Source organism: Streptomyces omiyaensis (assembly GCF_014650895.1).
GTDB classification, from domain to species: domain Bacteria; phylum Actinomycetota; class Actinomycetes; order Streptomycetales; family Streptomycetaceae; genus Streptomyces; species Streptomyces omiyaensis.
This window is the reverse complement of record NZ_BMVV01000007.1, coordinates 112,260-125,241: the sequence shown is the minus strand read 5'-3', so window position 1 is coordinate 125,241 and position 12,982 is coordinate 112,260. Positions and strand designations below refer to the sequence as shown.

General features: G+C 73.4%; 13 protein-coding genes. 10 read left to right on the top strand and 3 right to left on the bottom strand.

The window, feature by feature from the left end; all coding sequences use genetic code 11:
- Window positions 1-2 precede the first annotated feature (2 nt).
- The 6 genes from IE287_RS14075 (at window position 3) to IE287_RS14050 (ending at window position 5,663) form a co-directional block, all read left to right on the top strand.
- Window positions 3-1,283, top strand: coding sequence for an adenosylmethionine--8-amino-7-oxononanoate transaminase (locus IE287_RS14075; protein ID WP_189849542.1), 1,281 nt, complete (start codon window positions 3-5; stop codon window positions 1,281-1,283).
- Between the two features lie 64 nt (window positions 1,284-1,347).
- A complete protein-coding gene (gene bioD / locus IE287_RS14070; RefSeq protein WP_189849358.1) occupies window positions 1,348-2,085 on the top strand; it encodes a dethiobiotin synthase in 738 nt (245 codons plus the stop codon).
- A 143-nt stretch (window positions 2,086-2,228) separates the two neighbouring features.
- The gene (locus tag IE287_RS14065) at window positions 2,229-2,573 is read left to right on the top strand and encodes a VOC family protein (protein ID WP_189849357.1); all 345 of its coding nucleotides are present in this window, start codon (window positions 2,229-2,231) and stop codon (window positions 2,571-2,573) included.
- 80 nt (window positions 2,574-2,653) lie between these two features.
- Complete coding sequence (locus IE287_RS14060; protein WP_229883478.1) at window positions 2,654-3,079, top strand: GNAT family N-acetyltransferase; 426 nt, start codon at window positions 2,654-2,656, stop codon at window positions 3,077-3,079.
- A gap of 227 nt (window positions 3,080-3,306) precedes the next feature.
- Complete coding sequence (locus tag IE287_RS14055; RefSeq protein ID WP_189849355.1) at window positions 3,307-4,647, top strand: hemolysin family protein; 1,341 nt, start codon at window positions 3,307-3,309, stop codon at window positions 4,645-4,647.
- Entirely contained in the window at window positions 4,644-5,663 is a 1,020-nt protein-coding gene (locus IE287_RS14050; RefSeq protein WP_189849354.1) for a hemolysin family protein, read from the top strand. The genes IE287_RS14055 and IE287_RS14050 overlap by 4 nt, the downstream gene beginning before the upstream one ends.
- 242 nt (window positions 5,664-5,905) lie before the next feature.
- Here the strand turns inward: IE287_RS14050 and IE287_RS14045 are convergent, their stop codons facing one another.
- On the bottom strand, window positions 5,906-6,925 hold the full coding sequence (locus IE287_RS14045) for a maleylpyruvate isomerase N-terminal domain-containing protein (RefSeq protein ID WP_189849353.1): 1,020 nt from the start codon (window positions 6,923-6,925) through the stop codon (window positions 5,906-5,908).
- Window positions 6,926-6,989: 64 nt separating this feature from the next.
- On the opposite strand from IE287_RS14045, the gene IE287_RS14040 reads away from it, so the two are divergent.
- From IE287_RS14040 to mug, 3 genes are all read left to right on the top strand, one after another.
- Entirely contained in the window at window positions 6,990-7,772 is a 783-nt protein-coding gene (locus tag IE287_RS14040; RefSeq protein ID WP_189849352.1) for an SGNH/GDSL hydrolase family protein, read from the top strand.
- Between the two features lie 98 nt (window positions 7,773-7,870).
- The gene (purB, locus tag IE287_RS14035; protein WP_189849351.1) at window positions 7,871-9,313 is read left to right on the top strand and encodes an adenylosuccinate lyase; all 1,443 of its coding nucleotides are present in this window, start codon (window positions 7,871-7,873) and stop codon (window positions 9,311-9,313) included.
- 62 nt (window positions 9,314-9,375) lie between these two features.
- The gene (gene mug, locus IE287_RS14030) at window positions 9,376-9,885 is read left to right on the top strand and encodes a G/U mismatch-specific DNA glycosylase (RefSeq protein WP_189849350.1); all 510 of its coding nucleotides are present in this window, start codon (window positions 9,376-9,378) and stop codon (window positions 9,883-9,885) included.
- A gap of 99 nt (window positions 9,886-9,984) precedes the next feature.
- Here mug and IE287_RS14025 read toward each other — a convergent pair whose 3' ends face one another.
- Window positions 9,985-10,422: a hypothetical protein gene (locus IE287_RS14025; RefSeq protein ID WP_189849349.1), complete on the bottom strand. Its 438-nt coding sequence runs from the start codon at window positions 10,420-10,422 to the stop codon at window positions 9,985-9,987.
- A 189-nt stretch (window positions 10,423-10,611) separates the two neighbouring features.
- Here IE287_RS14025 and IE287_RS14020 point away from each other — a divergent pair, with 189 nt between their 5' ends.
- Window positions 10,612-11,769, top strand: a complete 1,158-nt coding sequence (locus tag IE287_RS14020) for an ROK family transcriptional regulator (RefSeq protein ID WP_189849348.1) — start codon at window positions 10,612-10,614, stop codon at window positions 11,767-11,769.
- 286 nt (window positions 11,770-12,055) lie between these two features.
- Here IE287_RS14020 and IE287_RS14015 read toward each other — a convergent pair whose 3' ends face one another.
- The gene (locus IE287_RS14015; protein WP_189849347.1) at window positions 12,056-12,796 is read right to left on the bottom strand and encodes a GntR family transcriptional regulator; all 741 of its coding nucleotides are present in this window, start codon (window positions 12,794-12,796) and stop codon (window positions 12,056-12,058) included.
- Between the last annotated feature and the right edge of the window lie 186 nt (window positions 12,797-12,982).

The window sequence follows — 12,982 nt, the reverse complement described above, 5'->3', positions numbered from 1 at the left end:
CGATGCGCACCGACGAACTCCTCGCCCTGGACCGGGCGCACGTGTGGCATCCGTACGGCCCCATGCCGGGCCGTGCGGAGCCGCTCGTGGTCGCGTCCGCGTCCGGTGTGCGTCTGCACCTCGCCGAGCCCTCCGAGGGACGGACCGAGCTGATCGACGGCATGTCGTCGTGGTGGTCGGCTGTGCACGGCTACAACCACCCGGTGCTCAACGAGGCCGCGCGCGGTCAGCTCGACCGGATGAGTCACGTCATGTTCGGCGGGCTCACCCACGAGCCGGCGGTGCGCCTCGCCGCCCGGCTCGTGGAGATCACGCCCGAGCCGCTGCGGCACGTCTTCCTCAGCGACTCCGGCTCCGTCGCGGTCGAGGTCGCGGCCAAGATGTGCCTGCAGTACTGGCGTTCGCTCGGCCGCCCCGACAAGCGGCGGCTGCTGACCTGGCGCGGCGGCTACCACGGCGACACCTGGCAGCCGATGTCGGTGTGCGACCCCGAGGGCGGGATGCACCAGCTGTGGTCCGGCGTCCTCCAGCAGCAGGTCTTCGTGGACGAGCCGCCGGCCGCGTACGAGGAGTCGTACGCCGAACTGCTCCGCACCACCGTCGCGCGCCACGCGGACGAACTCGCCGCGGTGATCGTGGAGCCGGTGGTGCAAGGCGCGGGCGGCATGCGCTTCCACGACCCCGCGTACCTGCGGGTGCTGCGCGAGGCGTGCGACGCGCACGGCGTGCTCCTCGTCTTCGACGAGATCGCGACGGGCTTCGGCCGCACGGGCACCCTGTTCGCCGCGGACCAGGCCGGGGTCTCCCCCGACGTGATGTGCCTGGGCAAGGCGCTGACGGGCGGCTACCTGTCGATGGCGGCGACCCTGTGCACCGGCACAGTGGCCGACGGCATCTCCCAGGGCGAGGTCCCGGTGCTCGCGCACGGGCCGACGTTCATGGGCAACCCGCTCGCCTCCGCCGTCGCCTGCGCCTCCATCGACCTGCTGCTCTCCCAGGACTGGGCGCGCGAGGTCAAGCGGATCGAGGCCGGACTGCGCGACGGCCTCGCCGGCACCGAGGACCTGCCGGGCGTGCGCGACGTGCGCGTGCTCGGCGCGATCGGCGTCGTCCAGCTCGACCACGAGGTCGACATGGCGGCGGCGACGCGGGCGGCGGTCCGGGAGGGCGTGTGGCTGCGCCCGTTCCGCGACCTCGTCTACACGATGCCGCCGTACGTGACGGAGGACGCCGACCTCGCCCGGATCTGCGCGGCGGTGCGGGCGGCGGCGACCGCGGGCTGAGCACGCCCGACGGTGACGGACGAACCGGTCGACGCGCACGCGCCGCCGGAGGGAAAGGAACAGTATGAGCATCGTCGTCGTCAGCGGGACGGGGACGGAGATCGGCAAGACCGTGGTCACGGCGGCCGTCGCCGCCGCGGCCGTCGCCGCCGGGCGCACGGTCGCCGTCCTCAAGCCCGCGCAGACCGGGCTCGCGCCCGCGGAGCGGGGCGACGCGGACGAGGTGGTACGGCTCTCGGGCGCGAAGACCGCCGCCGAGCTGGCCCGCTACCCCGAGCCGCTCGCCCCGGACACGGCCGCCCGGCGCGCCGGTATGGCACCAGTCGGCCCCGAGCGGGTCGCGGAGGCCGCCCGGGCTCTCGCGGAGGAGCACGACCTGGTGCTCGTCGAGGGCGCGGGCGGGCTGCTCGTCCGCTTCGACCAGGACGGCCACACCCTCGCCGACGTCGCCCGGCTGCTCGGCGCGCCCGTCCTCGTGGTCGTACCGGCCGGACTCGGGACGCTGAACTCGACCGCGCTCACGGCGGAGGCGCTGCGGGCGCGCGGGATCGAGCAGCTCGGGGTGGTCGTCGGCAGCTGGCCGGCGGCCCCGGACCTGGCGGCGCGGTGCAATCTCGCCGATCTGCCGGAGGCGGCGGGCGCCCCGCTGCTCGGTGCGGTGCCGGAGGGTTCCGGCGCGCTGGACCCCGCGGCGTTCCGCGCGGCGGCGGGCGGCTGGCTCGCCCCTGTGCTGGGCGGCACGTGGGACGCGGACGGATTCGCGGACGGCGCCCGGGCGCTCCCCCACGAGGCCGGGGCCTGAGGCATCTGCACAGTCCGTCGGCGCGTCCTCGCCACGAGGGACCGTGCCGGCCGCGCCGCCTCGCAAGCCGCGTCCGGTCGATCCGCGCGGCCGCGTCCCTCCGCTCCGTGGAGTCGTGTCCCCTCGCTCCGTAGAGTGAGGGGATGCGCGCACAGGTACAGGAGCTCGTCTTCGACTGCGGTGATCCGGCCGCGCTGGTCCGTTTCTGGGCGGGGCTCCTCGGCGGGGAGCCCGTCGAACGGAGCCCCGATTGGGCATATGTCGAACCGCCCGGCTTCGTCCGCATCGCCTTCCAGCGGGTGCCCGAGGGCAAGACCGCGAAGAACCGGCTCCACCTCGACCTGGAGGTGCCGGATCCGGAGGCGGCGGCCGACGAGGCCGAGCCGCGCGGCGCGGTCCGCGTCGGCGGTCCGGTCACCGACGAACAGGGGTCGTTCCAGGTGATGCGGGACCCGGAGGGCAACGAGTTCTGCTTCGTCACGGGATGACGTCCCCGCGGACGGCCGCCTCGGGGTCCACGGTGCGGAATGTGCTGGCCGCGCCGGTACCCGCGTGGTGGGATCTGCCCGTGATCGACATACAGTTCCGGGCCGCCGTGCCCGCAGACGCCGAGTCCGTCCTCGCCTTCTGGCGCGAGTCCGCCGAGGGAACCTCCGTCTCCGACGACGTCGCCGGGGTGAAGCAGCTCCTCGACCGCGACCCCGAGGCGCTGATCCTCGCCGTGGACGGCGAGCGGATCGTGGGCTCCGTGATCGCCGGCTGGGACGGCTGGCGCGCCTCGCTCTACCGGCTCGCGGTCCTCCCCTCGTACCGGAGGCGCGGTCTCTCGAAGGCCCTGCTGAAGGCGGCGGAGGAACGGTTCGCCTCGCTGGGCGGGCGGCGCGTGGACGCCATGGTTCTGGAAGCGAACGAGCGGGCCCATCATGTGTGGACCGCGGCGGGGTATGAGCGGCAGGACCAGTGGCGACGCTGGGTGAAGCCGGTCACGGGGTGATCGACCCGCCGTTTTGCCGATCCTTTACCATGAGATCTCCTTCAAACGACCGAGACGACCGAAAGGTGTGAACGTCCGCCCATGGGCGAGCCTCCCAGTAGCACTGGTGCTTCCTTCTCCGGCACCGATGCCCCCTCCTCCGCGAGCACCGGTCCCGATTCCGGCGATCGACATCGACATCGCGCGTTCCGTGCCCCCCTGACTGATCATGGGACGGAGGTGAACCGATGACCGAAGTGCTTCTGCTCCTGGTGGCGCTGCTGCTCTCGCTCGCGTGCGGCGCGTTCGTGGCGGCGGAGTTCTCGCTGACGACCGTCGAGCGGGGCGAGCTGGAAGCGGCCGCGGAGCGCGGCGAGCGCGGTGCGGCGAGTGCCCTCAAGGCCGTCAGGTCCCTCACGTTCCAGCTCTCCGGCGCCCAGCTCGGCATCACCGTCACCAACCTGGTCGTCGGCATGCTCTCCGAGCCCTCCATCTCCAAGCTGATCCAGGGACCGGTCGAGGCGCTCGGCCTCTCCCCCACGGTCGCCTCGTCGATCGCCCTGGTCCTCGGCACCGCCGTCTCGACCGTGGTCCTCATGGTCGTCGGCGAGCTGGTCCCCAAGAACTGGGCGATCTCCTCTCCGCTCGCGGTCGCCAAGGTCGTGGCCACGCCCCAGCGCGTGTTCACCGCCGCCTTCAAGCCGCTGATCAGCCACCTCAACAACACCGCCAACCGCATCCTGCGCCGTCTCGGCATGGAGCCGGCCGAGGAGCTCGCCTCCGCGCGTTCCCCCCAGGAGCTGGTGGCGCTCGCACGCCACTCGGCGAAGGAGGGCGCGCTGGAGGCCGACACGGCCGAATTGTTCGTTCGCACACTGAACCTCGCGGAGCTGACCGCCGAGAACGTGATGACCCCGCGCGTCCAGATGACCGCCCTGGAGGTGCAGGCCACCGCCGAGGACGTCGCCAACGCCACGCGCGCCACCGGCCTCTCCCGCTTCCCCGTCTACCGGGGCAACCTCGACACGGTCGTGGGCATCGCGCACATCAAGGACGTCCTCGCCATACCGGCCGACGAACGGCGCCTGCGCCGCGTCGGCGACATCGCGCGCGAGCCGCTGCTCGTGCCCGAGACGCTGACCGTGGACAAGCTGCTCGACCGGCTGTCCGGGAAGCAGACGATGGCCGTCGTCATCGACGAGTACGGCGGCACGGCCGGCGTCGCGACCCTGGAGGACATCGTCGAGGAGGTCGTCGGCGAGGTGCGCGACGAGCACGACCCGCACGAGACGCCCGACCTCGCCCGCGCGGGTGAGGACGAGGACGGCCGCGCGCTGTGGTCCGCCGACGGCGCCGCCCGTACCGACCAGTTGGAACGCATCGGCCTGAAGGTGCCGGACGGCCCGTACGAGACCCTCGCCGGCGTCCTCGCGACCGACCTGGGCCGGATCCCGGCCGTCGGTGACACCGTCGAACTGGGCGGCTGGCGCCTCGACGTCGTCGACGCCTCCGGGCGCCGCGCCGCGCGCGTCCTGCTGCACGCGCCGCTCCCCCAGGACGAGGACGAGACCGGGGAGGCCCGCCGATGATCGCCGTCCAGTTGCTGATCGGTCTGCTCACGCTCGTCGTGAACGCCTTCTTCGTCGGCGCCGAGTTCGCGCTGATCTCGGTCCGGCGCAGCCAGATCGAGCCGCTCGCCGAGGCCGGCGACCGACGGGCCCGCAGCGTCGTCTGGGGTCTGGAGCACGTCTCCGCGCTGCTCGCAGCCGCGCAGCTCGGCATCACACTGTGCACCCTGGTGCTCGGCATCGTGGCCGAGCCGGCCATCGCGCACCTGCTGGAACCCGTCTTCGACGCCGTCGGCGTGCCGCACGGCCTGGTCCACCCGATCTCCTTCGTGATCGCGCTGACCGTGGCCACCTACCTGCACATGCTGCTGGGCGAGATGGTCCCGAAGAACATCGCGCTCGCCGAACCGGCCAAGAGCGCGCTGCTCCTCGGCCCGCCGCTGGTGGCCCTGGCCCGCGCGCTGCGCCCGGTCATCTTCACCATCAACGCGTTCGCCAACGCCCTGCTCAAGCTGTTGCGGGTGGAGGCGAAGGACGAGGTGTCGGCGACGTTCTCGGACGACGAGCTGGCCCGGATGGTCACCGACGCGAGTGACGCCGGCCTGCTCGACGACCGCGCGACCGAGCGGCTGCACGACGCTCTGGAGCTGGGCCGCCGCCCGGTGCGGGACGTGGTCATGCCGGTGGAGAAGGTGATGTACGCGCAGGTGGGCACCACGCCGGAGGAGCTGGAGGCGCTGTCCGCGGAGTCGGGCTTCTCCCGCTTCCCGGTCGTGGACTCCGACCGCCGGATCCTGGGCTACCTCCACGTGAAGGACGCCCTGGACATCACCCCGCGCGACCTGCCGTTCCCGGTCTCGGCGCTGCGGCCGATCGCCCGCGTGCGGGCGGCGACGCCGCTGGACGACGTGCTGACGGCGATGCGCCGCAGCCGTACGCACCTCGCCGCCGTCCTCGACGAGGACGGCAAGCTCGCCGGCCTCGTGACGATGGAGGACGTCCTGCGCGAGCTGGTGGGACGCTCGGCGGCACCGTGACGCCGCCCTCGTGAGGAAGGGCCCCGGGATCCACGATCCCGGGGCCCTTCCCCGTTTCCTGCCCCGCGTCTCTGCGCGGAGGGACGGACCCGGCCGCATTCCGGCGAAGGGTGACGGCTCGCGTACGGTTGACGGCTCGCGCGCGCTCGACGGCGTACGGGCGAGTGCGTGGGTGGAGGCGGGTGGCGGCTTACGGACGGTTGACGCAGCGCTGCGGTCGCGCGGGCTTCCGCCGCCGCGGGTCAGAGCACGGTCGCCGCCAGCCAGTCGTCGAGGAGGTCGCGGTCTCCGGTGAGGGTGAAGCGCGGGTCGTCGGCCGCGTACCGGCGGTGCAGCAGGAGCAGCAGTTCGCCCGCGTCCGCCGTCACGCGCGCGGTCGGCTCGGTGCCTCCGCCACCCCGGCTCCAGGCGAATCCGCCCGCCCCGAGCACCAGCGTCCACGTGACGCCGCTGTCGCGCGCGACCAGGCTCAGGACGGCGCCGTCGCGGTCGAGGTGGGCGAGGGGCTCGGCGATCCAGGGGATGTAGGGGGCCGTGGTGAGGAAGTGGTCGAGCGCGTCGGCGGCCGTGCCCGGGTCGATCGGCCGCGCCGTGCCGGTGAGCGCGATCTCGGCGTCGGCGAGGTGGACGACCGTCTCGGCCAGGACGTGGCGCGGGTAGTGGCGCACGTGCGGGTCCGCGCCCGGCGACCACACCGGCGCCTCCGGGTCGGCGGTCCTCGCGGCGGCGGCGAAGCCCTCGGCGCGCGCGGCGAACCAGTCGCGGTACGAGGACGGGTCGCCCGGCGGGTCGAGGGCGAGGTCCCCGGCGCGGACGCGCGTGGCGGGACGGGCGGTCACGAGGTGCTCGGCCCAGCCGTGGACGGTGCCGAGGTGGTGGGTCAGGTCGCCGAGCGTCCAGCCGGGGCAGGCCGGGACGGGCGTCGCCGGGTCGGCGCCGCGGACGGTGTCCGCGTACCGCCGGGCGTGGTCGGCGACGGCGTCGACGGCGGCGAGGTGGGTGTCCTCGTCGAGCCCGAAGCCGGCGGAGACGAGGAGCAGCTCCTCGCGCCCGGCACCGGGTGGACGGCGCATCGCGGCCGCGCGGAAGAGCCCGTCGAGGGCCTGCCGGTCCGCGGCTCCGAGTCCGGCGAGGACGTGCCCGGTCCCTTCCAGCCACTCCACGGCGGTGTCGGGGTCGAGGATGTCCTCGTCGCTGGTCTCGACCGCGGTCACCAGCCCGGCCAGTGCTTCGGCCAGGGCGTTCAGGAGCGCGTCGCTCATCGGGTTTCCCCTCCCGGGTTCTCCACGGCACCCGCGCATACCGCACGGTATGATCGGGTCCGCCATGGAGATCAATGCCACGTACAACAGTCTCGTCGCCGTCGGAGACAGCTTCACCGAGGGTATGTCGGACCTGAGGCCCGACGGTTCCTACCGGGGGTGGGCCGACGTCCTCGCCGGCCGGCTCGCGGCCCGCACGCCGGGCTTCCGCTACGCGAACCTCGCGGTGCGCGGGAAGCTCATCGGACAGATCGTCGAGGAGCAAGTCGCCCTGGCCGCAGGGATGAAGGCCGACGTGGTGACCCTCGTCGGCGGCCTCAACGACACCCTCCGCCCCAAGGTCGACATGGTGCGGGTGAAGGACCTCCTGACCGAGGCCGTGGAACACCTCACACCTTCCTGCGGACAGCTCGTCCTGATGCGCAGCCCCGGCCGGAACGGTCCGGTGCTGGATCGTTTCCGCCCCCGGATGGAGGAGCTCTTCGCCCACATCGACGAGCTCGCCGCCCGGCACGGCGCCCTCGTCGTCGACCTGTACGGCGCGCCCGTCCTGGCCGATCCCCGCATGTGGGACGTGGACCGGCTGCACCTCACCGCCGACGGTCACCGGCGGGTGGCCGAGGCGGTGTGGCAGACCCTGGGACTCGCCCGGGAGCACGACTGGCAGGAGCCGCTGCCCGCCACCGCGCGACCCGGCTGGATGACGCGCCGCACCGCGGACGCCCGCTTCGCCCGGGAGCACCTGGGCCCCTGGATCGGCCGCCGCCTCACCGGCCGCTCCTCCGGCGACGGCCGCCCGCCGAAGCGTCCCGAGCTGCTGCCGTACGAGACGCGGTCCGAGGTCTGACCAGCGGCGGGCACCCGCCGCGTGACCTGCGTCTCGTAGCAAAGTCCAGCCCGGGCCACGGCGCTGGCCTGCAGAAATCACCAGTAAACTCTCGACACGTGACTGCTGCGACTGTGAAGCCCCGTATCCCCAACGTCCTGGCCGGCCGCTACGCCTCCGCGGAGCTCGCCGTCCTCTGGTCCCCCGAGCAGAAGGTCAAGCTGGAGCGCCAGCTGTGGCTCGCCGTGCTGCGTGCCCAGAAGGACCTCGGGATCGAGGTTCCGGACGCGGCGATCGCCGACTACGAGCGCGTCCTCGACCAGGTCGACCTCGGTTCCATCGCCGAGCGCGAGAAGGTCACCCGGCACGACGTGAAGGCCCGCATCGAGGAGTTCAACGCCCTCGCCGGCCATGAGCACGTGCACAAGGGCATGACCTCGCGCGACCTCACGGAGAACGTCGAGCAGCTCCAGATCCGCCTCTCCCTGGAGCTGGTGCGGGACCGCACGGTCGCCGTCCTGACCCGCCTCGGCAAGCTGTCCGCCGAGTACGGCGAGCTGGTCATGGCTGGGCGTTCGCACAACGTCGCCGCGCAGGCCACCACGCTCGGCAAGCGCTTCGCGACCACCGCGGACGAGCTGCTCGTGGCGTTCACCCGCCTGGAGGAGCTGCTCGGCCGCTACCCGCTGCGCGGCATCAAGGGCCCGGTCGGCACCGCCCAGGACATGCTCGACCTGCTCGGCGGCGACGCCGGCAAGCTCGCCGAGCTGGAGCAGCGGATCGCCGGTCACCTCGGCTTCGCGCACGCCTTCACCTCGGTCGGTCAGGTCTACCCCCGCTCGCTCGACTACGACGTGGTCACCGCCCTGGTGCAGCTGGCCGCAGGCCCGTCGTCGATCGCCAAGACGATCCGCCTGATGGCCGGCCACGAGCTGGTCACCGAGGGCTTCAAGCCCGGCCAGGTCGGCTCCTCCGCGATGCCGCACAAGATGAACACCCGCTCCTGCGAGCGCGTCAACGGCCTCATGGTCATCCTGCGCGGCTACGCCTCGATGACCGGCGAGCTCGCGGGCGACCAGTGGAACGAGGGCGACGTCTCCTGCTCCGTGGTCCGCCGCGTGGCCCTGCCGGACGCGTTCTTCGCGCTCGACGGCCTGCTGGAGACCTTCCTCACCGTGCTCGACGAGTTCGGCGCCTTCCCGGCCGTCGTCGCCCGCGAGCTCGACCGCTACCTCCCCTTCCTCGCCACCACCAAGGTCCTCATGGCCTCGGTCCGCGCCGGCGTCGGCCGTGAGCTCGCCCACGAGGCGATCAAGGAGAACGCGGTCGCCTCGGCCCTCGCCATGCGCGAGCAGGGCGCGGAGCGCAACGAGCTGCTCGACAAGCTCGCCGCCGACGACCGCATCCCGCTGGACCGCGCGCAGCTCGACGAGCTGATGGCGGACAAGCTCTCCTTCACCGGCGCCGCCGCCGACCAGGTCGCCACCGTGGTGTCCCGGATCGAGGAGCTCGTCAAGCAGCACCCGGAGGCCGCCGCCTACACGCCCGGGGCGATCCTCTGACCCGGACCCGCCGGTTCACCCGCGAGGAACTGGAGGCCGCCCGCGACCGCGTCGTCCCCGACGTGGCCGAGGGCGGCCTCGCCGTTCTCTTCTGCGGCATCAACCCGGGGCTGATGACCGCGGCGACCGGTCACCACTTCGCCCGCCCCGGCAACCGCTTCTGGCCGGTGCTCCACCTCTCCGGCTTCACCCCGCGGCTGCTGCGCCCCGACGAGCAGGGCGAGCTGCTCTCGTACGGCCTCGGCATCACCAACGTGGTCGCCCGGCCGACCGCGCGCGCCGACGAGCTGAGCCGTGAGGAGTACGTCGAGGGCGGCCGTCTCCTCACCGAGAAGGTCCGGCGGCTGGAGCCCCGCTGGCTCGCGGTCGTCGGCGTCACCGCGTACCGCACCGCCTTCGGCGAGCCCAAGGCGGCGATCGGCCCGCAGGAGCGGACGATCGGCGCGACGCGGGTCTGGGCGCTGCCCAATCCGAGCGGCCTCAACGCGCACTGGACGGCGGCGACGATGGCCGAGGAGTACGCGCGCCTCCGCGAGGCCGCCGGTCGACCGCCCGCGCAGCCCGGCCCGTAGGCCCGCGACCCGGTGCCGGTCCCTGGCCCCGACCCAGTCCGCGGCCCCCGGTACCCGCTCCCGGGCGTGGCTGCCTTCGGTGGCCCCACCCCGGTCGTCCTACGGCGGACCCACGTCCGTGACGACGGCGAGGAGCTGGAACGGCAGCTCCTTGTCCCACTGCGAGACGCCCAGTCCGACCCATCCGTCGTCCACCCGCCACAGCACGAGGTTCGGCACGTGCGCGCACAGGCCGGCCCAGGGCTCCGGCAGCTCCTCCCCCGACATGCTCCGTTCGTGCAGCGACCACAGGGCGAGCCGGTCCGGCTCGCCCCAGCGGACGGCGAGCCGGGCGGCCAGTCCGTCCCGATCCGCCTCGTACCGCTCCTCGACCGCCTCCCGGCGGCTGCCGTCGTCCTCCCAGAAGTCCTCGCTGAAGGCCAGCGCGGCGACGTGGAAGCCCGGCCCGCTGTCGCGGAGGCCGGAGCGCTCCGGCACCGCCGGGAACTCCTTCGACCGCAACGAGTCGAGATCCGACAAAAGGCGTGACGTGGTCATGGATCCAGTGAAGCGGTCACCACCGACAGTTGGCGCCACGTCAGTTCGCCGTCGGCACCCGGGAGGCGCCGGGCCGCCGCGGGTCTCGGCGCGGACACGGCCCGGACACGGGCCGGGGGCGGCCCTCGCCGCTTCCGGAACCATTGAGTACCATCCGGCTGAGACGGGCACGAGCTGGGAGGACACACGGTGGGGCGGCTGACCGGCGGGGATCCGTCTCTACTGCGGCGGATCAATTCCGCGGTGGTACTCCATGCGCTGCGCGGCTCCGACGCGCGGACGCTCACCGATCTGACCCGGATCACGGGCCTGTCCCGGCCGACCGTCGAGGGCGTCGTCGAGGGTCTCATCGAGGGCGGTCTCGTCGTCGAGACCGCGCCCGAGGAGGGCGAGGCCCGGCGCCAGGGCCGCCCCGCCCGGAGGTTCCGCTTCCGCGCCGAGGCCGGCCACCTCCTCGGGATCGAGATCGGCCCGCACCGCGTCGCCGCCCTCCTCTCCGGCCTCGACGGCCGGATCATCGGCGCCGGCGCGCGCGAGGTCGCGGAGACCGCTCCCGAGGACGAGCGCCTGGACAAGGTGCGTACGGTCGTCGCCGACGTGCTGCGCCGGGCCGGCGTGCCCCGGTCGAACCTGCGGGCCGTCGGCGTCGGCACCCCCGGCATCGTGGAGGCCGACGGGACGGTGCGGCTCGGCACCGCACTGCCCGGCTGGACGGGTCTCGCGCTCGGCGAGCGCCTGCGCCGCTCCTTCCGCTGCCCCGTGATCGTCGAGAACGACGCCAACGCGGCCGCCGTCGCCGAGCACTGGAAGGGCGCCGCGACCGACTCCGACGACATCGTCTTCGTCCTCGCCGGGCTGAGCCCCGGCGCCGGTTCGCTGATCGGCGGCCGGCTGCACCGCGGTTACGGCGGCGCGGCGGGCGAGATCGGTGCGCTGCACCTGCTGGGCCGCGGCGTCACGCCGGAACACCTGCTGTCGACGACCGACGAACCCCTGCACCCGCTCGACGAGCAGGCGGTGGCGGAGGTCTTCGCGCTGGCGAGGAAGGGTGACGCGCGGGCCGAGGCGGCCGTGGAGCGGTTCATCCAGAGGCTGGTGCACGACGTCGGCGCCCTCGTCCTGGCACTCGATCCCGAGTTGGTGGTGGTCGGCGGCTGGGCGGCCGGCCTGGACGGGGTGCTCCAGCCGCTCCGCGAGGAACTGGCGCGTTTCTGCCTCCGCCCGCCGCGCGTGGTCCTCTCGCTGCTCGGCGAGGCCGCCGTCGGCACGGGCGCGCTGCGGCTCGCCCTCGACCACGTCGAGGAGCAGCTGTTCGCCGTCGAGGGCAGCGTGACGGCCCGGCGCTAGACCGGAGCGGTACCGCCCCGGCTCGGGTGTCACGACCCCGGGCAGCGCACACCGGCCGGCGCAAGGCCGCCACGGCCCTTCGCCGTGCTCCGTGCTCAGAACGTCACGCACCGGCTCCGGGTGCGTCGGCCTCGCCCTCTGCGCGAGGCCCTGCGCACGGGACGCGCATGGGACGCGCACGGAATGCGGAAGGCATGCGTACGGAATGCGGAAGACCCGGCCTCGGGAGGCCGGGTCTTCGGGCTGCGCTCCGGCGGCCCTCAGGGGCCGGTCGCGGCGGTGCGGGTCAGGAGGCCATCGCCAGGTCGACGGAGTCGCCGAAGGTGAGGCGGCAGGTGTCGGCCCGGTAGGTGGCGACGGAGACGGCCGCGGTACGACCGCCCGAGAGGTAGCGGGTCGTGACGACCAGCACCGGCGATCCCGGCAGGCGGTCCAGCTCCTTGGCGTCGTCCGCGCGCGCGGATCCCAGCTCGACCGAGCGGTCCTGGCCGTCGAGGGCGAGGTGCTGGAGCTCGCGCAGCACGGCGCGGGCGCCCGCGGGTCCGGCAAGGGCGTCGACGGCGCCGAGCCCGGCGACCGAGGCCGCGGGCACGTACAGGAGTTCGGCGGCGACGGCCTGGCCCTGGCCGAGCCGCACCCGGCGCACGATGTGCACGTCCTCGCCGACCGGGGTCTCCAGCTGGCGCGTGACGGCGGCGGGCGCCGTACCGAGGACGGAGTCCTGGGCCTCCCAGGCGTCGTCGCCGACGCCGGGCCATGCCTGCTGCGTGGTCGAGACGTCGACGCCCACGCGCGGAGGCGCGACCGTGGTACCGACGCCGCGCCGGCGCTGAAGGCGTCCTTCGAGCTCCAGCTGCTCCAGTGCCTGCCGGAGCGTGGCTCGGGCGACGCCGAAGCGGGCCGCGAGCTCGCGCTCGTTGGGCAGGATCTCGCCGACCGCGAAGTCGGAGTCGAGAGCTTCGCCGATTACCGTCTTGAGGTGCTGGTACTTCGGTTCCTGGACCGATTCCAGCTGCGTGGTCCCCACCCTGTCCTCCGCAATTCGCCGTGTCCCGCGGCGTTTCCGCGCCCTTGTTTATTAAAGGTTCCTGCACTAACTCTGCGACCATAAGGCGAGCCACCCCCTTGGTCAAGACCAATCCTCCGTCGAACGTCCGGAAATGTGACCCTCTGACCTTGATCGTTCACAGGACGTTCGCACCTTCGTGAGGCG